This window comes from Pseudoalteromonas sp. NEC-BIFX-2020_015, assembly GCF_012952265.1.
Lineage (GTDB): Bacteria > Pseudomonadota > Gammaproteobacteria > Enterobacterales > Alteromonadaceae > Pseudoalteromonas > Pseudoalteromonas neustonica.
Genome location: NZ_JABCJL010000013.1, coordinates 101,994 through 124,874 on the forward strand (window position 1 = coordinate 101,994; position 22,881 = coordinate 124,874).

The 22,881-nt window shown below is 40.2% G+C and carries 22 protein-coding genes; 11 read left to right on the forward strand and 11 right to left on the reverse strand.

Annotated elements, in window-relative coordinates; translation table 11 throughout:
• Positions 1 to 161 precede the first annotated feature (161 nt).
• The 3 genes from udk to HH219_RS11580 all read left to right on the forward strand — a co-directional run bounded on the left by udk (position 162) and on the right by HH219_RS11580 (position 3,238).
• Complete coding sequence (gene udk / locus HH219_RS11570) at positions 162 to 791, forward strand: uridine kinase (protein ID WP_054203995.1); 630 nt, start codon at positions 162 to 164, stop codon at positions 789 to 791.
• Positions 792 to 809: 18 nt separating this feature from the next.
• Positions 810 to 2,033 carry a NupC/NupG family nucleoside CNT transporter gene (locus HH219_RS11575; RefSeq protein WP_054203994.1) on the forward strand — a complete coding sequence of 408 codons (1,224 nt, stop codon included), beginning with the start codon at positions 810 to 812 and terminating at the stop codon, positions 2,031 to 2,033.
• Positions 2,034 to 2,557: 524 nt separating this feature from the next.
• Positions 2,558 to 3,238 (forward strand): transporter substrate-binding domain-containing protein, encoded by a 681-nt coding sequence (locus HH219_RS11580; RefSeq protein ID WP_249118509.1) that lies wholly within the window; start codon positions 2,558 to 2,560, stop codon positions 3,236 to 3,238.
• A gap of 316 nt (positions 3,239 to 3,554) precedes the next feature.
• Here the strand turns inward: HH219_RS11580 and HH219_RS11585 are convergent, their stop codons facing one another.
• The 8 genes from HH219_RS11585 to HH219_RS11620 all read right to left on the reverse strand — a co-directional run bounded on the left by HH219_RS11585 (position 3,555) and on the right by HH219_RS11620 (position 10,892).
• A complete protein-coding gene (locus HH219_RS11585; protein WP_211842115.1) occupies positions 3,555 to 4,274 on the reverse strand; it encodes a transporter substrate-binding domain-containing protein in 720 nt (239 codons plus the stop codon).
• A gap of 155 nt (positions 4,275 to 4,429) precedes the next feature.
• The gene (locus HH219_RS11590) at positions 4,430 to 4,639 is read right to left on the reverse strand and encodes a cold-shock protein (RefSeq protein WP_054203991.1); all 210 of its coding nucleotides are present in this window, start codon (positions 4,637 to 4,639) and stop codon (positions 4,430 to 4,432) included.
• Positions 4,640 to 4,853: 214 nt separating this feature from the next.
• The gene (locus HH219_RS11595; RefSeq protein WP_054203990.1) at positions 4,854 to 5,543 is read right to left on the reverse strand and encodes a M15 family metallopeptidase; all 690 of its coding nucleotides are present in this window, start codon (positions 5,541 to 5,543) and stop codon (positions 4,854 to 4,856) included.
• Between the two features lie 142 nt (positions 5,544 to 5,685).
• The gene (locus tag HH219_RS11600) at positions 5,686 to 6,741 is read right to left on the reverse strand and encodes a ChuX/HutX family heme-like substrate-binding protein (RefSeq protein WP_169327542.1); all 1,056 of its coding nucleotides are present in this window, start codon (positions 6,739 to 6,741) and stop codon (positions 5,686 to 5,688) included.
• 85 nt (positions 6,742 to 6,826) lie between these two features.
• Entirely contained in the window at positions 6,827 to 8,926 is a 2,100-nt protein-coding gene (locus HH219_RS11605; protein WP_169327543.1) for a TonB-dependent receptor, read from the reverse strand.
• A 192-nt stretch (positions 8,927 to 9,118) separates the two neighbouring features.
• On the reverse strand, positions 9,119 to 9,532 hold the full coding sequence (locus HH219_RS11610) for a biopolymer transporter ExbD (RefSeq protein WP_169327544.1): 414 nt from the start codon (positions 9,530 to 9,532) through the stop codon (positions 9,119 to 9,121).
• Positions 9,525 to 10,070, reverse strand: a complete 546-nt coding sequence (locus HH219_RS11615) for a MotA/TolQ/ExbB proton channel family protein (protein ID WP_169327545.1) — start codon at positions 10,068 to 10,070, stop codon at positions 9,525 to 9,527. The genes HH219_RS11610 and HH219_RS11615 overlap by 8 nt, the downstream gene beginning before the upstream one ends.
• 24 nt (positions 10,071 to 10,094) lie before the next feature.
• Positions 10,095 to 10,892, reverse strand: a complete 798-nt coding sequence (locus HH219_RS11620; protein WP_169327546.1) for an energy transducer TonB — start codon at positions 10,890 to 10,892, stop codon at positions 10,095 to 10,097.
• 10 nt (positions 10,893 to 10,902) lie between these two features.
• On the opposite strand from HH219_RS11620, the gene HH219_RS11625 reads away from it, so the two are divergent.
• The 3 genes from HH219_RS11625 to HH219_RS11635 are packed head-to-tail and all read left to right on the forward strand — an operon-like array spanning position 10,903 to position 13,700.
• Positions 10,903 to 11,841, forward strand: a complete 939-nt coding sequence (locus HH219_RS11625; protein ID WP_169327547.1) for an ABC transporter substrate-binding protein — start codon at positions 10,903 to 10,905, stop codon at positions 11,839 to 11,841.
• Positions 11,842 to 11,843: 2 nt separating this feature from the next.
• Positions 11,844 to 12,896: an iron ABC transporter permease gene (locus HH219_RS11630; protein WP_169327548.1), complete on the forward strand. Its 1,053-nt coding sequence runs from the start codon at positions 11,844 to 11,846 to the stop codon at positions 12,894 to 12,896.
• Between the two features lie 3 nt (positions 12,897 to 12,899).
• Positions 12,900 to 13,700: a heme ABC transporter ATP-binding protein gene (locus tag HH219_RS11635; protein WP_054452492.1), complete on the forward strand. Its 801-nt coding sequence runs from the start codon at positions 12,900 to 12,902 to the stop codon at positions 13,698 to 13,700.
• A 43-nt stretch (positions 13,701 to 13,743) separates the two neighbouring features.
• Here the strand turns inward: HH219_RS11635 and HH219_RS11640 are convergent, their stop codons facing one another.
• Together HH219_RS11640 and HH219_RS11645 are read right to left on the reverse strand one after the other, a co-directional pair.
• Positions 13,744 to 15,327 (reverse strand): sensor domain-containing diguanylate cyclase, encoded by a 1,584-nt coding sequence (locus tag HH219_RS11640; protein WP_211842116.1) that lies wholly within the window; start codon positions 15,325 to 15,327, stop codon positions 13,744 to 13,746.
• Between the two features lie 139 nt (positions 15,328 to 15,466).
• Positions 15,467 to 15,916 carry an energy transducer TonB gene (locus tag HH219_RS11645; protein ID WP_169327549.1) on the reverse strand — a complete coding sequence of 150 codons (450 nt, stop codon included), beginning with the start codon at positions 15,914 to 15,916 and terminating at the stop codon, positions 15,467 to 15,469.
• An 824-nt stretch (positions 15,917 to 16,740) separates the two neighbouring features.
• Here HH219_RS11645 and HH219_RS11650 point away from each other — a divergent pair.
• Genes HH219_RS11650 through HH219_RS11670 form a run of 5 tightly spaced genes read left to right on the forward strand, consistent with a single transcriptional unit; the run spans position 16,741 to position 21,826 of the window.
• Entirely contained in the window at positions 16,741 to 18,555 is a 1,815-nt protein-coding gene (locus tag HH219_RS11650; protein ID WP_169327564.1) for a glycoside hydrolase family 3 protein, read from the forward strand.
• Positions 18,556 to 18,576: 21 nt separating this feature from the next.
• On the forward strand, positions 18,577 to 19,374 hold the full coding sequence (locus HH219_RS11655; protein ID WP_169327550.1) for a putative hydro-lyase: 798 nt from the start codon (positions 18,577 to 18,579) through the stop codon (positions 19,372 to 19,374).
• A gap of 12 nt (positions 19,375 to 19,386) precedes the next feature.
• On the forward strand, positions 19,387 to 20,115 hold the full coding sequence (locus HH219_RS11660; RefSeq protein ID WP_054203979.1) for a 5-oxoprolinase subunit PxpA: 729 nt from the start codon (positions 19,387 to 19,389) through the stop codon (positions 20,113 to 20,115).
• Positions 20,103 to 20,972 carry a glutamate cyclase domain-containing protein gene (locus HH219_RS11665; RefSeq protein WP_054452498.1) on the forward strand — a complete coding sequence of 290 codons (870 nt, stop codon included), beginning with the start codon at positions 20,103 to 20,105 and terminating at the stop codon, positions 20,970 to 20,972. Before HH219_RS11660 ends, HH219_RS11665 begins: the two co-directional genes overlap by 13 nt.
• Positions 20,969 to 21,826 carry an aminotransferase class IV gene (locus tag HH219_RS11670; protein ID WP_054203977.1) on the forward strand — a complete coding sequence of 286 codons (858 nt, stop codon included), beginning with the start codon at positions 20,969 to 20,971 and terminating at the stop codon, positions 21,824 to 21,826. The genes HH219_RS11665 and HH219_RS11670 overlap by 4 nt, the downstream gene beginning before the upstream one ends.
• Positions 21,827 to 22,289: 463 nt before the next feature.
• Here the strand turns inward: HH219_RS11670 and HH219_RS11675 are convergent, their stop codons facing one another.
• Positions 22,290 to 22,856 carry an NAD(P)H-dependent oxidoreductase gene (locus tag HH219_RS11675; RefSeq protein ID WP_169327551.1) on the reverse strand — a complete coding sequence of 189 codons (567 nt, stop codon included), beginning with the start codon at positions 22,854 to 22,856 and terminating at the stop codon, positions 22,290 to 22,292.
• Positions 22,857 to 22,881: the final 25 nt, after the last annotated feature.

The following is a 22,881-nucleotide window of genomic DNA, read 5'->3' on the forward strand; positions in this document are numbered from 1 at the left end:
TTATATTCTTGTGCTTTTTAACGTACAGGACATAAGTCCTGTTTCATAAAACCTAAACATTATAAATTTCACCCCCTGAGCGAAGCAAAAGAGATTATTCGTGTCTTTTTTGCTATTGTGATCTACCAACGATATATCCTTCTGTGTGGGTGAGAACTTTAGTGACACGAACAATAATAGCCATTGCTGGGGCATCTGCCTCTGGCAAATCTCTTTTTAGCCAAACAATTTATAATGAATTGGTTAATGAGCTTGAACCAGGTGCCATCGCCGTAATTGAAGAAGATGCGTATTATAAAGATCAATCACATTTACCGTTTGATCACCGTACGCAAACTAATTACGACCATCCCGAAGCGTTTGAGCATGAGCTAATGTGTAAACATTTAACTCAGTTACGCAATGGTAAAGCTGTTGAAGTACCAACTTATGATTATGCTCAACATACGCGCAGTGATAAAACACGCACCGTAATGCCAGCACAAATATTGATAGTTGAAGGTATTTTATTGCTTAGCGATAAAGCGCTACGTAAAGAATTTGATATCAAGGTGTTTATTGATACACCCCTTGATATTTGCCTAATGCGCCGTATGCAACGTGATATGGAGCAACGAGGCAGAACATTACAGTCCGTTGTTGAACAATATCAGGCTACTGTGAGACCGATGTTTTATCAGTTTATTGAGCCCTCAAAGCACAAGGCTGATTTAGTGGTCACACGAGGTGGTATGAATCGCGTCGCCATTGATATAATTAAAAGTAAAATAAAATATTTACTGCAAGAATAACAACGGGAATAACAAAAAATGACAACATTTATGAGCTTAGTCGGCATGTGTGTGCTGCTAGGCATTGCGTTTACGGCTTCGACAAACCGCAAAGCAATTAATTTAAGAACTGTCGGTATCGCTTTTGCTATGCAATTTGTAATTGGTGGGTTTGTACTGTTTTCAGAGGCAGGCAAAAATGCACTCGTTGCCATGTCAAAAGCCGTATCATCAGTGATCGGTTTTGCTAATGATGGTATTAGTTTTTTGTTTGGACCATTAGCAAATCAAGATACTTTAGGGTTTATTTTTGCCATTCAAGTATTACCTGTGATTGTGTTTTTCTCAGCGTTAGTGGCTGTGCTATATCACTTAGGTATTATGGACTGGATTATTAGAATCCTCGGCGGTGGTTTACAAAAACTGTTAAAAACCTCCCGAACAGAATCGCTTTCAGCAACGGCAAACATTTTTGTAGGCCAAACTGAAGCACCGTTAATTGTTAAACCATTTATTGCAACCATGACTAAATCAGAGTTATTTGCAGTTATGGTGGGTGGCTTAGCCACTGTGGCAGGCTCTGTAATGGCCGGTTACGTTATTATTGGGGTTGAGCTTAAGTATTTAATTGCTGCCAGCTTTATGGCCGCACCGGGTGGTTTTTTAATGGCTAAAATGATTGTGCCAGAGACCGAAACCCCCAAAGATAACTTAGCTGACTTGGATATTGATGAAGATAAACCTGTTAATGTGATTGATGCAGCGGCATCAGGTGCTGCTAACGGAATGCATTTAGCATTAAATGTAGGCGCAATGCTGTTAGCATTTGTTGCTTTAATTGCCTTACTAAACGGTTTATTAGGTGGTATTGGCGGTTGGTTTGATTATCCAACACTGACATTACAAGAAATTTTAGGTTATATATTTGCACCGGTTGCCTGGTTATTAGGTGTGCCGTGGAGTGAAGCAATTATAGCTGGTAGCTTTATTGGTCAAAAATTAGTGGTCAACGAGTTTGTTGCTTACTTAGACTTTATGAATTATCGCGATACGTTAAGTGCGCACACACAAGCGATTGTCACATTCGCGTTATGTGGCTTTGCTAACTTATCATCGATAGCAATTTTACTAGGTGGATTGGGCGGTATGGCGCCTAGTCGGCGAAAGGATATCGCACGCTTAGGGCTCAGAGCAGTGTTAGCAGGATCTATGGCTAACCTTATGAGCGCTGCAATTGCAGGTTTTTTCCTCTCGCTAGCTTAGAAACTTTGAGATGAGCCTTGGTTGCAAAACAATAGGATGAGCCTTTAAGGGGTTAAAGACTTATCTGATTTGAACGATACTTCACAAAGGGCCGCAAGGCCCTTTTATCGTTTCGCCACAAAATTATTCCAAAAATGTACTACTCTTTTAACTTATACCGTGATCTAATATTGCACAGAGAAATTATACCAATCGTGTTAAGTTAATGATCATTTATAGCGAAAGATAAATACAGTGATAACAAGGCAGACATTTTGACATGCAGTTGTTCTTGGCAATTGCTCCTGCATTGCTCTGCATCCATGCAGTCGTACATGAAAAATTACTAACGCAGTTAGCGCTTTATTTAGTCCGCTAGAATGGTTAAATATTTAAGCCGATTGGTATTATCATAACAAAGTAACAATCGTTGCTCTGAGCAATTGCTACTATATCTATACAATCGTATATGGATAGTTTTTAACACAGCTAAATAGAGTAAATTAATGCAGATATTAATAGCGTGCTTTTTGCTTTTGGTAACTATGTCAAGTTTTGCACAACCAACGCTAGTCGTTGTTACTGAGTTCTCGCCTCCTCATCAAACACAAATTGGCAATAAGGTGGGTGGATTCAGCACTGACATTGTAACGATGATTGTTAATGAAGCGAACATGAATACCTCCATTTCAATCTACCCTTGGGCTAGAGCTTATCAGATGGTCTCTCGACAAAAAAACACACTCATATATAGCCTTGCTAGAACGCCTGAGCGTGAATCTTTATTTCATTGGATAGCACCTGTTGTTCATTTTAAGTTAGGCTTTGTAAAGCTTGCTCAGCGCGATGACGTACGAGTAAATAACACGCAGCAAGCGAAGCACTATAAAATTGCCGTACAACGGAATGATCTTGCCTATACTGTTTTACACAACCATCGATTTGATCTGCTTTTAACTCCCGACATTCAAAACTCTTACCATTTATTACTAGCCAAAAAAGTCGATTTAATAATAGATGATGAAAATTATATTCCTGCAATGAGTAAGCACATAGGCGTTTCCCCTGATCGGTTTAGCTTCATATATGCGATTGATGAGCTCAACGTTGATGGTTACTTAGCTGCAAATTTGGATATCGATCCTGAAATTTTACATGCTTTACAGCAAGCATTTTTAAAAATAAAAGACGCCGCGAAATACAAAGCACTGTTGGAAGCCCATTAGCAGGAAGCGCTCAGCTGGTAATGTTAAAAAGCACGCAAAGTGTATGCAATCACCGATGGCAAGTAATAGTGGTTCTATCATTAAAATAAATAACGCAGTATAAATCTTTTTAAACCAACCCTTTAGGCATTTCACAAGGACTTACTTTCTGTATTGTTACTTCTTAAAAGGGACTGCCATTCTTACAAAGTAACGCCTTGATATTAAGCCCCTGCGAAACGCTGAATACTGCATATTAAGGTGGATTGAGTATATAGAACAACTATAATTAAGACTGGTTCAACTTTGCAATGCATTGCGACTAGATAACATACTACTATTCATTCGTATATCGTTGTCGGTACAGCTTCAAATTGTCAAACGCTTTTAAGGCTGCTAACTCTTGATTAAATCGTTCAATAATTTCAGGGGGGATCGCTTTATTAAAAACAAGGTAATTCCCTTGTAGTTTATCAACAGGAAGCTCCACTAGTTTTACAACTTCTTTGCCTCCGTGGCCAAATTGCTGTAATTGATAATCAAGTGTCTGTTCTGATCCAAGGATTAAGTCAATTTTATTCTTAAAAAATAAATTCATATATTCATAGTGGTGAGCGAATTTAAGTAAATTTTTATCTTTTTCAAAGCCTATTTCTTGTATTAGCTCTTCGTAAACATCTCCCCTTACTAACCCTAGGGTGTAATTAGCTGTTTGTGCTAAATTTACTGGTCTTATATGGTTATTTTTCGCTAAACGATAAAAATAAGTACGAGAAGATACGAGTGGTCCCACCCATTGAAATAAGCTTTCTCGCTCAGGGCTACGGGCTGTGGAGACAAGTCCAGACAACGGATTTTTTTGTACTAAACTGTATGCGCGTATCCAGGGTAATAACTCAAACTTACACTCTAACTCTGTGCGTTCACATAGCGTGCGCACTATATCTAAATTAATACCTTGTAACTGCCCTTTATTTGAAAAATTATAAGGCGGAAACTGCTCTGTATAAATAGTTACAGTGGGCTTTTCGGCACCGACGCCGATGCAAGAAAACAAAAAACAGCAGGTTAGAGTAATAAATCGAAAGATAGTAAGCTCACTGCGAATGAAAATGTAGTTAAATAATAGGAAGGGGCTTATGCTACGTCAATTTTTAGACACAAAAAAAGCGCCTTAAGCGCTTTTTTTTATTTTTACTTTAGAAGTAAAAATTATAACGGAGTGATGTTATCCGCTTGTGGACCTTTTTGACCTTGTGAAAGAGTAAACTCTACACGTTGGCCTTCAGCTAAAGTTTTGAAACCATCGCTTTTGATTGCTGAGAAATGTGCGAAAACGTCTGGACCGCTTTCTTGCTCGATGAAACCAAAACCTTTAGACTCGTTAAACCACTTAACTGTACCTGATACGATGTTAGACATAGTAATATCCTGATATAAAAATAAAATAATTGCCCTAGTGGGCGGGTGTAGCAAAAAATGAGATGGTACTTTAAAAACTTCAGGACGGTACTACAAGTATTACTTATACAACATCGAAATGGAGATTTATAGCTTACATGCTTTCTTTCTAGCTGCGACAAACTATATAGTGTTTTAGCCTAATGTCAACTACTTTATTGAACCCTAGATACACTTATTTAACTTCAAAATCAAAGTAAGTGTCAGGGTATGCTTGTGGTTTATAAGTAAAGTGCCACCACTCCATGCTGTAAGGTGCAAAACCCGCTGCAACCATAATATTTTTAAGTTTGTACCTGTTGGCTTTTTGCCTAGTAGTTATACGTAGGTCATCCGTATTTGAAAGCGTATCAAACATATCAAATAGTGATCCCATATTCAGCTCAGTACCTTCACTGTCAGTTAGCGTCAGGTCAAGAGTTGAGCCACGACTGTGGCCTGATTTAGCTGCAATGTACCCACCTAGTAACTCATCTTTACCAAGGTTTGGATAATAGGTAGCCTTTGTTACTAAGTCTGTTGGGTCGTTCACCCAGCGTACAAAATGATCCACCGCACGTTGCGGGCGATAACAATCAAATATTTTAAAATTTAGACCGGCGAGCTGCGCTTGTTTATGGGCTTTTTGCAATGCGTAAGCAGTGGTTTTATGTAGCAAGCATTTTGCAGACTTATAGCCATCGATCGGTTTGCCAACAAAGTTATTACTGCTGTAATAACGAATATCAAACAAAGCGGTGGGCAAGAGTGTTGCTACATCAATAAACTCTTGTTGTTTTGTATTGCGCACATTGGCGTTCGCGACACTACTGAAAGTAATAATACTGAGTAATAAGCACAATTTAAACTGTTTATATAACACCATAGTGCAGGCTTTAAAGGTGGGAAAATTGTACTTTTAATATTGCATACATAAAAAATATTGCCAAGCATTTATACCTAAATCACCTCAAGGTGCGAGTTTCAGCGTTATGAGATGACTTTGGTATATATTCATGCGTATAAAGTTAGGCTGCAATTTGTAGCTTACGTAGCTTGTCACATAATGCAATCCAATCGCGGGCTTGGGTTTTACCTTCTGTACGTCTGCCAAATAGGGTCATAACGGTATTGCCGTCACAATCAAAAAACTCGATTGAGTGAACCGCCGTTTCGCCATTATCTGTTGGTTTTTTAACAACGAAGGCACGAGAAAATTGCTTATCCTGTACATGCAAATTAAACCCATCATCCAGTACATTATACCAATCACCGACTTGTTTAAGGTTAGTTAACGTCCCAGAGTATATTTGCACCGCACTGCTGTTATTAACAAAAATCATCAGCTCACTGTGTTGATCACGTACGGTTTCTAGCACTTCACTTAAACTATTAGCCGGGATCTCTTGTGCCCACTGCTTTCCGGCAATTTCTAAACCTTGAGTACGACTAACACCAAACTCTGTTAACAATGCAGGAAAGTGATGTACGTCTTGAAGGTTTTGCCAACCTTGTCTAAACCCTTGAATATCTATTTCGGCTAATGGGCGATACTCATTAACAGCAATATCAGCCTCTGTGATGCTTAGCTGAGTGCTTTGATCTGTTGCTTTATGCGCCATTACTAACTGCTCAAATGCAGCCATATTTGTTTGCTGTGTTGTAAACACTTTATGTACAGCGATACCGTGCTTATCAAAAAATTGAACACTGCTGTGCTTTGCATTGTTGTTCACTGCAAATGCACTGTGCCACTTAGACACAAATAACCGTAAATCTATACCACCGGGGTTAATAGCGATGGCTGTTTTAATGTTATTGCGCTCAGAGCAGTAAATTTTCTCGTAACAGCCTGAAATTTCACTGACGACTTGTGCGTTACGTGTTAGTGCCATAACGTGTTGTAACTTTTTAAAACCCTTTAAAATCCCTTCAATATGGGTGATCTCAAGCTTTATAACGCCTTCGCCTACTTGTGCAGCAATTAGCTCTGCTTCAGTAATTTTTAACTGCGCCGCTGCGTCAATAGCTCTAATATTAGGGTGTTGTATTTGCAGTTGGCGGTAATCATTTAGAATATTCATTGTGCGCTCCTAATACCAATTTCATTAAAAACATGACCATACTAGTGAGCTAAATAGCTCACTAGTTCAATGCAATTGGTTTAACTTAAAATTTAAAGCTCAGTTGTGTTTTAATGTTACGGCCAACGCCATAGTCCCCTATCGCACCACCGGTGCCTGCCATCACCTGGTATTCTTCGTCAAATAAATTGTCGACAGCCAAACGTGCACTCCAACTATCATTAATATCCCAGTTTGCATTTAAACCAACCAAGGTGTAGCCATCATGCTCAACTTGCTTGGATGCCTGAGCCGCACGGTCGTATGCAAGTACGGTACGCGCTGAAATATTTTGAATGCTAATTCCTGTACGTACTGTTGAATCAAAAAACACTAAGCCGGCATCAACTGTTAACGTATCAGCGGGTAAATACCAAAGCGGTTTATCATCTTGATCATCACCCGATATTTCGCTATACGAAAAGTTTACATACCCAGCGCGGTGAGCATAATTGACTTCGAGTTCAAAACCATCGCGGTCATTTTCACCACGGTTGCTATAGCGTGGTGCCGGCATAGGGTTTGTAGTGGTGCTGGTATTTGACTGAATTTCGTCATCTACTTGAGTATTGAAGTAAATTGCTCGCGCTGTCAGTGAATCAATATCAGAGAACACATCGCTGACTTGATAACTGATACCCATTTCGCTATTACGGCTGTTTTCTACTTCCAAGGCTAAGTTTATATTTCGGCCACCGTATTGATCGTATATTTCATCCAGTAAAGGTGCTCTAAAGCCCTCTTGATAACTGGCAAATACAGCAAATTCGGGGGTAAACTGATAGTTAACCGTCAATGCTGGTACAACTTGTGAGTGCTTAACTTTTAAATCTTGACCTACAAAGCCCGCTGCAAATTTACTTGTTGGCGTACTTTGGTATTCTTCATAGCGAATACCCCCCGTAATTGTAAGCGCTTGCCATGTAAACTCGTCTTGAATATATACACCTAACCGCTTTTGCGTGCCGCCTGGCTGTGATGAAATCTCATTCCTTACGGCGTCTTTACCATACTCTAAGCATTCGTAAGTTTGCCTATTAAGATTTGTGCATGGATAGCCTAACTTTTCACCAACACGTTCTTTATCTGAGTACTGCACACCATAAGTAAGCGCATGCATACCTAGTACACTTGTGTTCATTATATCCAGTGTGTTGATGTTGTATTCGTAGTTAGAGGCAAGGCCAATGTAGTCTTTAAGCATTCCTTTACCGCCACTTTCTGTTACGTGGCTTTGGGTGTTGCCTACGCGTACAGATAAATCAAGGTAGGTATTATTTTCAGGATTGAGTTCGTAACTGAGATTCGTGACAGATTGCTCAACCTCGCGGTAAACCGTGCCCCATGCACCGGGATCGGTGGTATTAAATTCGGTGCGTTGTGCATCTTCGCTCTCGGTATATGATAGAGCAATTAGCGCGTCTTCATTTATATAGTATTCGCCTTTAATAAGTAGTGACTCTGCCTTTATAGCTGAATTATCAAGCGTTTTTCCGTTTGATAATTCAAAGTCATCACTGCTGCGTTTTATAAATGCCGCTAGTAAATCTAACGATTCGATTGGCCGTGCATAGGTATACACACTGCCGTTAGCTTCGTTATTGTTGCTATTATGCCCCAGCTTTACTTTAGCGCCGTAAGTTTGATCAGGTGCTAAAAAGTCACTGGCGTCTTTAAGCTCCATGTCAACAACACCTCCTAATGCCCCACCGCCATGCAATACGGTACTTGGACCACGTTTAATACTGATTGTGCGATATAAATCTGCATCACTAAAAAAACTACCCATGCGGTATTTTTCAAATGTTTGAATAGCTCCATCAACACTTACCAGCACATCTTCGGCGTCATTAAAGCCACGTACACTAAACTTTTGACCACCGCTGCGCGGTCCACCGGTTGCCGTTACATTAGGCACCGAGATTAGGCTATCAAACACTGTTGTTGCTAGTACTTTTTCGATGTTTTCGCTGGTGATCACATTAACTGCTTGCGCAGAATTGAGTGCTGTTTTTTCGGTTCGCGTTGCGGTTACTGTTACGGCATCTAATGCAGTAGTTAGTTGCGATTGGTCGGCTGTAGTTGTTTCAGCCATAAGAGGCAGTGATACACTGGCAAGGCATAAAGCCAGTTTTGAAAGGCGCATGTGTCGCTCCATAAAATAAGTGAACTAAGTTAAAGTCATAAAATGACGTAATGCTTGGCTAAGCCCCTTACTCACCAAACTGTGTACTAATTCAACCTAAACAGGTACTCGGTTTTTAAATACCTAAAGTCAAGTTGAGGTTAATTAAAGTAGATGCACTATAACAAAAACACATGCAAATGATAATTGTTTTTATTCGTTTTTAATGAGTATATTCGCAACATTACGATCTTCACTCGATAACGCAGCTAACAACTTAACAAGTTCGCCACTAGGAACGTGTTGATCTATTGCTAGATACAAAGGCCGTTTTTTAGTTTGTAAACGCAATGCCTGCATTACGGTATTGAGCGAGCTGTAGGGTTCTTTGGCAAATCCGTACGTTATTTTTTGCTCGCTAAAACGTACACTTAAAACCAAAGCATCGGGTTGTTCTATCGGAGCGTGTGTATTTTTACCCGCATCGGGTAAGTTAACATCCATCATGTCTAATTTGACAGCGGCCGTTAATAACAAAAATACCAACAAAATAAATAGCACATCTATTAATGCTGTCAGATCTGGCATTAAGGTGTGGTGGCTCGATTTTTTTGGTAACTCAAGCATTGGCGGCTTCATCAAAACAAAGCTGGTAATTTAAATGATTAATTATGCGCGTCATATCTGTTTGTAATCGTTCTAATAACGCGTTAAATATCCCACTTAATAATAAACAGGGAATCGCGATAATAAGCCCTGCCATAGTTGAATACATAGCCTCCCATAAACCATCGGCAAGTAATGCGGGGGTGACTGCTTGTTGGGTTTGCGCTATTTTTCTAAACATTAGTACTAATCCCCATACCGTGCCTAATAAACCCATTAATGGACTTAACGAACCGAGGAGAGCGAGTATATTTAACCTTTTTCGCCAATTAGCAAAGCTGTCCTGTAGATACAATTGACACCACTGCTGGCGTTGATCTGGTTGTAATTTTTTCTGTAATTGCTGGCTAAAATCACTGTCGGGTTGATTCATTTTTTGTAAATGTGACCATCCATATATAAAAGCCGTTACACGGTCTAACACAATCGCTAAAGCCAGTATTGATACTCCAAATAAAGGCCACGCCATAATTCCTACAGCTGAAAATACATCTTGCATTGTTAGTTCTCTTTTATAAAAGCGCTATGAGCGCAGGGAAAATTCGATTGGCACACTAAAGCGTGCTTTTATACCGTGGCTGTCGCGCATTACAGGGTGAAACTGCCACTTTGATACATTACCAATTGCGGCTTTATCAAGCTCAGCAAAACCGCTACTTTTTAAAATCTTAACATTTGTTATTAAGCCTTTTTCGTTGAGCTCAATTTGCAATATTGCTACGCCCTGATACCCGCGACGTTTCGCTCTTCGTGGGTAATTTAAAGCGGGTCTGGGTGCTTTAAATAACGGCAACGTATTTACGTCAATAACTTGGTTTTTTAATGAATGTTGCTTTGCAATAACAGGTGCACTTGAAGACGGCGCGGCCATCGTTGGCTTTTTTTGTTGTATAGCAAGTTTAACTTTAGTGGGTGGCTCAACTTTCTTAGGGCTTACAAGTTTATCTGGGACTGGATTAAGTTGCTTTATGGTTGGCTCTGGTAAGGCTGACTTTGTCGTTATGATTTGTTCTTGTGGTTTTGCTGCCAACTGTATTTTTTTACCGCTAAATTGGGTATTTTCCGCCTTAGTGCTCTTAACTACAGGTTGCACTTGGATCTGCGTTTCTACTGTTGGCTGCTGCATTTTTGAATTTACAATATTTATCGCAATGCGCTGCGCAGGTTGCGCTGTGCTCAATTTCAGTATTAAAGGCGTCGCAGGTTGATAAAACCACCACGTTAAATGACCACTAATAGATAAAATAAGGAAAATAATAAACTTCATAACTTTTAAATATAAATGCGAACTGTTAGTATTTGCATTAAATAATATCAACATTGGACTTTTTATGAAACCCCTCCTCACGTATTTAATTTTTATGATATTCGCTACGGCCTTCCCTCTAAGTGCGGCCACACAACCAGATAGTCCGCAGAGAGTTGTTGTCTCCGGTGGTTCTATCACCGAGATCATTTATGCTCTTCAAGAGCAACAACGTATTATTGGTGTAGATAGCACCAGCGTATTCCCAGCTTCTGCCACTCAAAAACCACAAATAGGCTATGTACGCAGAATTAGCGCTGAAGGTATTTTGTCGTTAAATCCAGATTTAGTGCTTGGCGAGTCCGATACAGGGCCTAAAAAAGTCGTTGAACAGTTAAAAAAGACAGGGGTTAATTTAGTTATTCTCAATGAGCACGATAACTTTTTAGGAATTGAAAAAAAAATAAAAAACATTGCTCAGTTACTCAATGTTCCAGCCAAAGGTGATGTATTAGTTCAATCACTACAAGCAGACCGTAATGCACTAGCGCATATTTTAAAGCAAGCTAAAACAAAACCTAATGTGCTATTTGTACTTAGCGTACGCAGTGGCCAACCTATCGTTGCGGGTGCTGGCACATCTGCGAATGAGTTAATCACGGCTGCTGGCGGTGTTAATGCTGCAGCGAGTGCGATCACCAACTGGAAACCGCTTTCTACTGAAGCTGCATTGGCTATTAATCCTGACATCATCATTACAATGGGCCGCCATGGCGATGATCCACTGCCTAAAATAGAGAAACTCGCTCATTTTAAATACACTAACGCAGTAAAAAATGGTCAAGTACACAGTTTTGATGGCAGCTATTTACTGGGAATGGGACCGCGTACGCCACAAGCTGTGGTTGAATTAGCACATACTTTTCATCCAAAAACACGCTTGCCTAGTGGCTATAACTACCAATTTTTACAAACAGCACAAAGCACCACTGATAAAGCAACAAACAAAACAAGTGACTTATAACGATGTTAGCTCTTGGTAGTACGCTCATTACCCAGCAACAGCAACGCCGTTTTGCTATTCCTGCTTTGTTTATAGCCTGTGTGCTGGTGTTTTTTATTGCACTAAGTAAAGGCGGTGTCGCCATTAGTATTAGCGAGATCATTGGCATAATTAACCACACTGCTGATGATCAGCTAAAAAATGCGATTATCTGGCAAATTCGCTTGCCTCGTTTAGTTCTTGCAATGGTTGTGGGTGCAGGTTTGGCTGCCTGTGGCGCAGCAATGCAGGCAATATTTAGAAATCCATTGGCTGACCCAGGTTTAATTGGCGTCTCTAGTGGTGCTGCCCTTGGCGCAGTCGCTACCATCGTATTAGGTACAAGCTTATTTGCAAATTTTAGTGATAGCTTTGGTATTTATGCCGTTCCTGTTGGTGCATTTTTAGGGTGCATTGGTGTATGCGTATTTATTTATCGGCTGAGTGCGCATAGTGGCCAATTTACGATTATTAGTTTGTTATTAGCAGGCATTGCTGTAAACGCGATTGTGGGTTCACTCATTGGCGTTTTAACATTGATAAGTAATGATCAGCAACTGCGTGATTTAACTTTTTGGAGTATGGGCTCCCTCGCCGGAAATCACTTTGCAATGATGACACCCACACTGTGTATTATTATAGTCAGTTGTATTGGTTTACTGCGTTTATCAAAGCCGCTTAATTTATACTTATTAGGTGAAGCACAAGCAAAGCATCTAGGTATTAATGTCACTAAACTTAAAAAACAGGTTTTTATTTATACAGCACTATGCACCGGTGCAGCTGTGGCAATTACTGGAATTATTGGTTTTGTCGGTTTTATTGTGCCACATATTGTGCGTTTAGTTTTAGGGCCCGATCATCGCTATCTCATGCCAGCCAGCATTTTAGGCGGAGCCTTAATGCTAGGACTAGCTGACTTATTTGCACGCACGGTGATGCTACCTGCCGAAGTGCCCATAGGCCTTATTACAAGTGCTATTGGCGGACCATTCTTTTTAATTATGTTATTAAAAACCTATCAGCAGCGAGGATAAACTATGCTTTCAGGCAGTAAATTAATGGCCAAAGTAGGTCAAAAAGTCCTCCTTAACAATGTTGATTTTACGGTAAAACCCCATGAAGTTGTGGTAATAATTGGGCCTAACGGAGCTGGTAAGTCATCGTTATTAAAAGCATTGTGTGGTGATATTAGTTTATCCGGTGGGGTTGTTAGTATTAATCAACGCACATTGAACGAGTACACTATCGCTGAGCTGGCCAAACTTCGCGCTGTGTTAACACAAAGCTATGAATTAGATTTCCCATTTACGGTTAATGAAGTAGTTGATATGGCTCACTTTGCGCATCAAGAGCAATACAGTGCATTAGCGCTAAAGCAGTTTTCTCATGATGCAATGCTGGCTTTAGGGATAGATCATTTAGCACAACAATGCTTTACCCGTTTATCTGGGGGGGAAAAACAACGCACTCAACTTGCCCGAGTCTTGTGCCAATTACAGCCTAGCCTAGCGAATAAGCAAAATGCTTATTTACTGATTGACGAACCAACATCAAGCCTCGATTTATACCATCAATATGAAGTGATGGCTCAAGCACGCTTAATTGCAAAGCAAGGTGCTGGGGTTGTTGCCGTGGTGCATGATCTATCGTTAGCAGCGAGTTTTGCTGATCGTATTTATATGTTAAATAAGGGGGAGGTTGTTGCGCACGGCACCCCAGAAGAAGTACTTATTAATACTCGGTTAAATGAGGTATATAACATTGATGCTCGGCTGCAAGCTAATTTAGAAAATGTACTACCCCATATAGTTGTCGCTAAAACAGCGAGCTATAGTTGAGTTTTACAAAATATGGATCGCATTAATAGTACGCTAATGCGATTCACTCTGAGTGAGTAAGCTGTGAGTCTACAATACAGCGGTTACGACCACTTTTTTTAGCTTTGTATAAGGCTTGATCGGCTTGTTTAAGTACCTCTTCAACGTTCAGTTGGTTCAGTGGCCAACCTGAAATACCTATCGAAATATTTATGCAACCAACAGGCTCAATGATTGTTTCAGATACACGCATACGTAGTCGTTCAGCCAATAGGAATGCGGATTCCCCTGTTGTACTAGGCAGTATAATGATGAACTCCTCCCCGCCTGTACGCGCTACAAAATCACTTTCACGGGTTACGTCCAGCACAACTTTTGCTAATGATTGCAATACTATGTCACCAATATCATGGCCGAATTCATCGTTAACCCGTTTAAAGAAATCAATATCGACGGCAAGTACAGTAAACGAAGTGTGACTAAAAATAAGCTGATCAAGCATTCGCTCTAAACTACGGCGATTGTGTAAACCTGTTAACGGATCTGTTTGCGCTTCATGGCGCAATACACCGATTTGATTTTGTAATAAGCCAACTCCCTTTAACATTGCTAAACGCAGTTCTGAGCTTTCATAATACCATGAACGAACCAGCTTTAAATCTTGTGATGCAGTGGGGTTATCGAGTTTTTTTGCGGTTTCGGCAAGGCGCCTTAATGGTTGAGATATTAATTGTGCAAACACCCAAATTAAAATGAAAGTTGCAAAGCCCACTGGAATTGTACGATAGAGCACGTTCAACATGAGTCCATCAAGCGGGACCAATGTTGAGCTAATAGAGCGTTGTGTCACAATTCCCCACGGTGCTGATTTTAACGACGCATAACCGGCTAAAATAGCAGTGCCTTGGCTGTTTATAATTTCCTGGGTACCACTTTCGCCTTTAAGCACGGCTTCTATGACTGAATTATTATAAACTTGCTCACCAATGCGCGAAACATCGGGGTGATAAAGCAACCGCCTATTTTTATCAACAACAAAAAGATAGGAGCCGTCTTTATGAAAATGCACTTGCAGTAGGTCATGTAAAATACTGCTTTTCTTTAAATATAAAGTACCGCAGACATAGCCTATATAATTACTGTTGCGATCAAATAGTGGATGAGAAATAGAAATAATTAAATTACCTGCAGCCGACATATAAGGCTCACTTATCATCGCCTTTTTATTTGATAAAGCCTGTTTTGCCCCATAACTTTGCAGTGTTTCCCCTTCGAGCTGTAAACTCATCGGCGATAAACCTAAAACTAACCCCTGATTATCCACAATTACAATTGAATTAAAGCTATCTGTTTGTAAACGAAGACGATCAGCTTCTTGCGCTAAAATATTGCGGTCATTAAAGTGACTTTCTATTATTTTTGCAGAATAAGCTAGTTGCTGCTGGGCTGATAGCAAGAAACGGTCCGTAACAGACACTAATTTGGCAGCATAAGCATTATGATTTATTAACGTTTGAGATTGTAATTGTTGTTTTTGAACTTGATAACTGGAGTAAAAACTATTTAAAAACGTGATAACCGTAACTGAAATAGCTAAAAATAATATTAATTTTTTTAAATCTAGATTGATGTTGATTGGGCTTCGCAAAATAATACATCTCTTTATATTAGCCTTACAACTCCCTGGCCATTATTTACGCGGTGAATACTAACAAGTTGTGTGTCTTTATTCTAGGAGCAAAAACTCTAAATATGATTTAGTATAAATTTAGAGTTTATCTGCGCCTTTAGTTATTCGTACTACACGCTAATTTAGATTGCGCAATGCACTGTTGTTGCGCTTGCTCTACACTTTCACCACCCATGCAATAATCTATACGGGTTGTTCTTTTTTCAACCCCTGCATTTTGGCCATCAGCGATTTTCCACTCACTATTTCTTAAAAGTTTTTTAGCTTCTTTTGGTAAGACTCTAGTAGGAATCGCAGATACCAATTCAACATCACTAACGTCACCGCTACTGTCGATATTAAAGGTATAAATCGCGCACCCTTTTATGCCTTTCTTAGCTAGAGCTATAGGGTATTTGGGTGTGTTGTTACTTTTACGTAGCCAAATTGCTTGAGCTACATCAGGGTCGAGGTGGGTTATTTGTACATCAGCAAAATGTGTTTTAGCAAAAAGCACTGGACTAAACAGCACCACCCCTACACTATAAAGAAAGCATTTCTTCGTCATTATTTATCCTTAATTAATAAATTACCTAAAAAGAGTACTTTATAGCAACTGCCAACGCAACCTGTTTTTTAATTTTATTATATAAATTCAAAGCCTTATATAAATTTTACAATCTCACTCCCAATGAAAATTTAATAAACACTACATGGGCTCAGCCGTGCCTAAAAAACATACTACTGCAAATTCAGCCACGAAAAATAAACAAGCCCTAAATTGTGTGTGTATTTATACCCAAACCACCTCAAGATGCAGACTTCAGCGTTTCACAGGTGTTTAATATCAAGGCGTTACTTTGCAATAATGGCAGTCCCTTTTAAGAAGTAACAACGATGAGAGTAAGCGCCTGTGAAACGCCCAACGGGTTGGTTTAAAAGCGATTTATACTGCGTTACTTTTATAAGGGAATGATTTTAACAAGGGAACAACCATTATTTGCAATCAATGCCTTGCCTGAATCGCTTTTAACTCCAACTGAAACTGTATTTTGAGGTGGCTTGGGTATATTACTACCGCCCCCATAAATTCCATACATACTACAGGTTGGAATATATTATTACGGAAAATTTAAAATTCGAGTCCTTTCAGCCCCCTCTAAGATTTAATCTCCATGCTTTATTTACAGAAAAATAGCGCTTAACGATATATTTTGAATTTATATTTAAAACATGAGTGTGCTAGAATCAGTTTGCCTTTTAATCTTTTTTAGCGTTATTATTAGGAATAAATTATTCAAAACAACAATAAGCAATTTAGCTTAGGAGCCTTCTGTGTTAAATAAGTTTGCCATATCATCAATTATCTTTGGACTAGGGTGTTTATTACCAATGAAATCGACCTTTGCAGCGACCACATTAACTCTTGAGCAACAGCTTGGCCAAAAGCTAATGCTTGATTTTCGTTATTATTGTGAACAAGACAGCGAACATTCTATTAAGAAAAAGTGCCGTACCCCTGTCACTCACTTACCTGCAGACTTAGCTAAAGTAATCACCAAACATAATATTGGTGGAGTTATTTTGTTTGCTGAAAATATTGAGAATACCTCACAAATCGTTAAATTAAATAACGCCATGCAACAAGCGGCCGCAAAGTCTAGCTTAGGTGCCCCATTATTTATTTCTATTGACCAAGAAGGCGGACGTGTTGCCCGCATTCCTCGAGATATTGCCACCTCATTTACCGGTAATATGTCAATTGGTGCAAGCTATGCAGTTCACGGAACTAAGTTTGCAACACAATCTGCGCAAGTGATCGCAGATGAGCTAAAAGCGGTGGGAGTTAATGTTAATTACGCACCAACAGTTGATGTAAATATGAACCCTGATAACCCGGTGATCAATGTACGCTCATACGGTGAAGACCCTGCATTAGTGAGTATTTTAGGTGCAGCCCAAGTCGCAGGTTTTGAAGGTAATGGCGTTATTACTTCACTAAAACATTTTCCGGGGCATGGCGATACCAGTGTTGATAGCCACACTGGTTTACCAAAAGTAATGCATGATAAAAAAACGATTTGGCAGCAAGATTTACCGCCATTTCAACAAATTATTAAAGATCAGAACCCCGGTATGATCATGACAGCGCATATCCAGTACCCAGCGCTTGATAGCAGTACATTTGTTAGTAAAGATGGCAAAACTATGATCAAACCAGCCACTATGTCGCGTAAAATAATCACCGAATTATTACGTGATGAGTTAGGTTACCAAGGTGTAGTGATCACTGATGCGCTTGACATGGCCGGTATTAGCCACTTTTTTGAGCCTATCGAAGCCGTTGTAAACACCTTTGCAGCCGGTGTTGATATTGCTTTAATGCCGATTGAAATCCGTAGCCCAAAGGATTTAATCGTACTTGATACGTTAATAACGCGATTAGTCAGCGAGGTTGAAAAAGGTAACTTAAATGCCAAAGAGATAGATATATCAGCTCAACGTATCATTAATTTAAAAAATAAATTTAAACTTACTACCGAGCTGAATGAATCACTCGCAACACAAAAAGCACACCATATTTTAGGTAATGCTAGTCATCGAAAGGTCGAAGCCGAGCTTGCGCTTGCGGCAATTACTGAAGTTAAAAATGATAACAATACTTTACCGATTAAGCTTACAGCTAATAGCAAAGTACATATCATAATGCCCGATACGCGTAAGTGCATTGCACTTCAACAAGCAATTGCTGCACAGACCCAACATATTGTTTCGTTCAGCTGTACCAGCTTACAAGGGTATGAGCCAGCAACTACATTAAAAGCCATAACTGAAGCTGATATTATTATTGCTGGTAATGCGTTTCCAAATCAAAGCGCGGTAGAAATTGGCGGTATGGATGACCTTGCTGATAATCCAGCATTTGCAATTGCTAAGTCAGCGCAAAGCGCGGCGCTTGAGAGCCTTCTTAAGCAAGCGCAACAGGCTAATAAAAAGACTATTTTTATTAGCCTTAGAGCGCCTTATGATATTGCGAAGTTTGGCCAATTTAGTGATGCAATTTTAGCTACTTATGCGTATAACATAGATGTAGATAATAACATTAAAGTATCAGGCCCTGCTTTCACTGCGCTTGCAAAAGTGCTTGTAGGCAAAGCACCTGCGCAAGGTGTGCTACCTGTGACAATTAGTGAAAATAACCACTAAATTTACGCTTAAGAGGATACTATGCAACATAATGCTTCGCTCACTACGCCTTACGCCATCAGGAATATGATCCGTAATGAAGATTACACAGGCCACACATCAGGCTTTGTACCAGGCTTTGTACAAGCTAACTTAGTGATCTTGCCCAAGCAGTATGCTTTTGATTTTTTACAATTTTGCCAAGCAAACAAAAAAGCTTGCCCGATTGTTGCTAGTAGTAGCGCTCCTGGTGCTATCACGATCCCAAATGTTGCGCATGATTTAGATATTCGCACAGACTTACCACGTTATCGGATTTTTAAACAAGGCCAATTGATTGAAGAAGTCACTAATATAAAAGAGCATTGGCGCGATGATTTAGTAACTTTTTTAATTGGCTGCTCGTTCTCTTTTGAAGAGTCGCTGCAAGCAGCTGGTATTGAAATTCGCAATATTACAGAACACAAAAATGTGCCTATGTATATGACTAATATTCCCTGTGAAAGTGCAGGTATTTTTCAGGCAAATATGGTTGTGAGCATGCGACCAATGAAGCCTGCTGATGCCATACGCGCGATTCAAATTTGTAGTCGTTTTCCGGATGTGCATGGTGCTCCTGTGCATTTTGGCGATCCGGCGACTATCGGTATAAAAGATATTAACCGCCCAAACTTTGGTGAATCGGTAACAATAAAAGACGGTGAAGTACCTGTATTTTGGGCCTGTGGTGTTACACCTCAAGTTGCAATTGCCAATGCCGCACCTGATTTTTGCATAACGCATAGTCCTGGTCATATGCTGATCACTGATATTCAAAACGCTCATATATCTGCATTTTAAACGGAAACAAACATGAAGCTTAATTGTGATTTAGGTGAAAGCTATGGAGCATGGAAGATGGGCCTCGATGAAGCTGTTATGCCGCATATAGATATGGCAAACATTGCTTGTGGCTTTCATGGCGGTGACAGCGATGTTTTGGCGTATACTTTAGCGCTTGCTAAACAGCACACTGTAACTATTGGTGCCCACCCTAGTTACCCTGATAAGCAAGGGTTTGGTCGGCGTTCAATGGCATTAACACCGCAAGAGCTGACTAATTGCCTACACTACCAAATTGCCGCAATTGAAGGTATGGCTAAAGTGCAAGGGCTAGCACTTAGCTATGTGAAGCCACATGGTGCGCTTTATAATGACATGATGACCGATGAAACAATATTAACCACCGTCATGCAAGCCATTGCCAGCTATCCAAGTCCATTAAAGCTGATGCTACTTGCCACTGCGAATGCAAAAAGCCATCAGCAACTGGCAAAAAAGTACCACTTAACATTAATTTTAGAAGCCTTTGCTGATCGCCAATACACCGACGATGGACTTCTCGTTTCACGAAAAGTTGCCGGCAGCGTGCATGATAAACCGGCATTAATTTCGCAGGTCAAACAACTGCTCGCTACAGGTTGTGTAACAACACAGTCTGGTAAAAAACTCCCTTTACATGCTGATAGTCTATGTGTGCATGGCGATAACGCAGCTGGCATAATTCTTATTCAAGAGATCAAAGCACTATGCCAAACTTAGTAAGTGATGAGCAGCTAAGTCATACCATTGAGAACATGATGATTGAACAGAATCTGCGTGGCATGCAAAGCCTGTATGCGCACCAACTTACCGGCACTTATTTACGCGCTGCAAAGTCATTATTTAACGCAAAACAAACGGTGCTAATTGGCACTGGCTTTGCTGTTAAGCAAACCTTTGAAACTGATGGCCCTGTGGGGGCAATTGCTTTATATAACGCATTAATAGCACTTGGTAAACAGCCGATTCTAGTATGTGGAAACCCCCTTTACACCGCCTTAAAAAATGACTTTAATTGTTTTGAACTCCCCCTTAATAACTTTGTTGATGCTATGGCCTTTAGCAAAACGGCACTGGCTGATTTAAAACCAGATTGTGTATTGTCAATAGAGCGACCAGGGCTATGCCATGGTAATAAGTATTACAATATGCGCGGCATTGATATATCTGCAGATTGTGGTTGTTTTGATTTTTTTGTGAGCCAAGCCCCCTGCCCAACTGTAGCCATTGGCGATGGTGGCAACGAAATAGGTATGGGCAACTTATCACAATATATGTCTGAGCTAAGTATTACGCCTAGCCTTACTTGCTGCGATGAACTGCTGCTAGCCGATGTATCTAATTGGGCTGCTTATGGCCTGATCGCTTTTTTAAGTCGTTGGCACAACCAAGACTTACTCGCCAATATTAATACGCTGGGTATTTTACAGTACTTAAGTGAACGTGGCAGTGTAGATGGTGTTACCCAGCAAAATGAATTAACCGAAGATGGCTTACATGCCACGCATGGCCAACAACTCATCGCAAGACTACGTCAGCTTAGCGGTGTTGCCAATCAGAATGAGGATTTACAATGAGTACGGTGTATTTAAATGGCGATTATATGGATGCTGAGCACGCCAAAATCTCGCCTATGGATAGAGGCTTTTTATTTGGTGATGGTATTTACGAAGTGATCCCAGCTTACAATGGTGACATGCTTGGCTTTACCGCACACATAGAGCGTATGAACAATGGTTTAAATGAACTGGAAATTGTGCTTAATTATACGCCAGATACATGGCGTATAATTTGCGATCAGCTATGTAACAAAAACCAAGGTAAAAACTTTGGTATTTACCTGCATGTTAGTCGCGGTGCTGATACAAAACGAGCTCATGCATACCCTACTGGTATTACACCCACTGTATTCGCTTATGCGTTTGAGATACCCGAACAACCTGTAAGCATTATAGAGTCAGCCACAACATACACGGTTTCACTTGAGCAAGACAAGCGATGGCAACGATGCCATATAAAATCAACCGCATTATTGGGTAACGTAATACATTACCAACATGGCGCGGCGGCCGGCAATAAAGAAACTATTTTATATAATGGTCTTGGTGAACTTACCGAAGCCAGCTCAAGTAATGTGTTTATTGTTAAAGATGGCGTAATAAGTACGCCACCGTTAGATAATCAGATTTTGCCAGGGATCACCCGCTGGTTGATTATCAATATTCTTCACTCACACAGTGAGCTTAAAGTACACGAGCGCAGGATCAGCAAAGAAGAACTTCTTGATGCTGATGAAGTATGGATCACCAGTGCAACTAAAGAGGTCGGGCCTGTGATAAAAATTAATGACACACTTATTGGCACCGGTAAACCTGGTAAAACTTGGCAACGAGTGCAAAGTCTTTTTACCTTACATAAGTTTGATTATTAACAGCGGTAAGCGGTAAGCGGTAAGCGGTAAGCGGTAAGCGGTAAGCGGTAAGCGGTAAGCGGTAAGCGGTAAGCGGTAATTATAAAAGCCATGTTTGTTTAGTCAAACATGATTTTTTAATTCCTACAATTAACCAGTTGCTTAGGGCGTGTTGACCTTTGTGGATTGAAATTTGTTCAATCTAGGGGCTATTTAATCGCGGCGCGAGATTTGTAACCTAGTGGGCTAAGTAAAAATCGAGCAAAGCTTCCGCGTCCTGCTCACGCCCCTTACCTACATCCGTGTAGGCAACAAAGAGTTAATCGCCCCTAGGAAGAACCCTTTGGGCAGCGCATGTTTGGCATTTATACTGCGTTATCGCCTATTTATGGGGAGCAACCACACCACATAGGCTCTGCCTTGCCTAAATACCAAATAGACTGCTGCAAAATCAATCACGAAAGGTCAACACGCCCTAGTAGTTTTATTTTCTTGCCAGTTTTGCGGCTTGGTTTAACCACTCAACCCGCAGCTCTGGCGTTGAACTGATAATTGGACCGAAATATGCAGTTGAGATAACTTTAATGCCAGAAAAGCCTAAAATAGTGTGTTTTAGCTGCTTAGTCACTGGAGCACCTTGGACGAAACGATAATACCAAGCGGGAGTGTCAAGGGTTAACACAACTTCAGCTGTGCGGCCTTTTAATAGTTTATCGGGAATGGTTTTATTAGGCTGATATTTAAATGCAAAACCAGGTAGGAAAGTACGGTCAATCAACCCTTTAAATTTTGCAGGTAAACCGCCCCACCAAACAGGGATAAACAATACAATATGCTCAGCCCATTGTAACTTTGCTTGAAATTCGACTAAACCAGGCTCTAATGGCTGTTCGCTGTCATAACCATTGCTTAAGTCAGGGTTAAATTGCATAGTACTGAGAGACAGGTATTGTACTTCACTATGACTTGCCGCTACATATGCTTTTGCCAATGCATCACAAAAACTGCTACTTTTTGGATTTGCATCAATCACTAATATATTTTTTTTCATACTAACTACTCCTTTAAAAGCAGCA

What these genes read in the sequence shown, in the direction of transcription:
- HH219_RS11575 (WP_054203994.1), top strand. Translation starts at nt 810, where the DNA reads ATGACAACATTTATGAGCTTAGTCGGCATGTGTGTGCTGCTAGGCATT.
- HH219_RS11580 (WP_249118509.1), top strand. Translation starts at nt 2,558, where the DNA reads ATGTCAAGTTTTGCACAACCAACGCTAGTCGTTGTTACTGAGTTCTCG.
- HH219_RS11590 (WP_054203991.1), bottom strand. Translation starts at nt 4,639, where the DNA reads ATGTCTAACATCGTATCAGGTACAGTTAAGTGGTTTAACGAGTCTAAA.
- HH219_RS11595 (WP_054203990.1), bottom strand. Translation starts at nt 5,543, where the DNA reads ATGGTGTTATATAAACAGTTTAAATTGTGCTTATTACTCAGTATTATT.
- HH219_RS11600 (WP_169327542.1), bottom strand. Translation starts at nt 6,741, where the DNA reads ATGAATATTCTAAATGATTACCGCCAACTGCAAATACAACACCCTAAT.
- HH219_RS11605 (WP_169327543.1), bottom strand. Translation starts at nt 8,926, where the DNA reads ATGCGCCTTTCAAAACTGGCTTTATGCCTTGCCAGTGTATCACTGCCT.
- HH219_RS11610 (WP_169327544.1), bottom strand. Translation starts at nt 9,532, where the DNA reads ATGCTTGAGTTACCAAAAAAATCGAGCCACCACACCTTAATGCCAGAT.
- HH219_RS11615 (WP_169327545.1), bottom strand. Translation starts at nt 10,070, where the DNA reads ATGCAAGATGTATTTTCAGCTGTAGGAATTATGGCGTGGCCTTTATTT.
- HH219_RS11620 (WP_169327546.1), bottom strand. Translation starts at nt 10,892, where the DNA reads ATGTTGATATTATTTAATGCAAATACTAACAGTTCGCATTTATATTTA.
- HH219_RS11625 (WP_169327547.1), top strand. Translation starts at nt 10,903, where the DNA reads ATGAAACCCCTCCTCACGTATTTAATTTTTATGATATTCGCTACGGCC.
- HH219_RS11630 (WP_169327548.1), top strand. Translation starts at nt 11,844, where the DNA reads ATGTTAGCTCTTGGTAGTACGCTCATTACCCAGCAACAGCAACGCCGT.
- HH219_RS11635 (WP_054452492.1), top strand. Translation starts at nt 12,900, where the DNA reads ATGCTTTCAGGCAGTAAATTAATGGCCAAAGTAGGTCAAAAAGTCCTC.
- HH219_RS11645 (WP_169327549.1), bottom strand. Translation starts at nt 15,916, where the DNA reads ATGACGAAGAAATGCTTTCTTTATAGTGTAGGGGTGGTGCTGTTTAGT.
- HH219_RS11650 (WP_169327564.1), top strand. Translation starts at nt 16,741, where the DNA reads ATGAAATCGACCTTTGCAGCGACCACATTAACTCTTGAGCAACAGCTT.
- HH219_RS11655 (WP_169327550.1), top strand. Translation starts at nt 18,577, where the DNA reads ATGCAACATAATGCTTCGCTCACTACGCCTTACGCCATCAGGAATATG.
- HH219_RS11660 (WP_054203979.1), top strand. Translation starts at nt 19,387, where the DNA reads ATGAAGCTTAATTGTGATTTAGGTGAAAGCTATGGAGCATGGAAGATG.
- HH219_RS11665 (WP_054452498.1), top strand. Translation starts at nt 20,103, where the DNA reads ATGCCAAACTTAGTAAGTGATGAGCAGCTAAGTCATACCATTGAGAAC.
- HH219_RS11670 (WP_054203977.1), top strand. Translation starts at nt 20,969, where the DNA reads ATGAGTACGGTGTATTTAAATGGCGATTATATGGATGCTGAGCACGCC.
- HH219_RS11675 (WP_169327551.1), bottom strand. Translation starts at nt 22,856, where the DNA reads ATGAAAAAAAATATATTAGTGATTGATGCAAATCCAAAAAGTAGCAGT.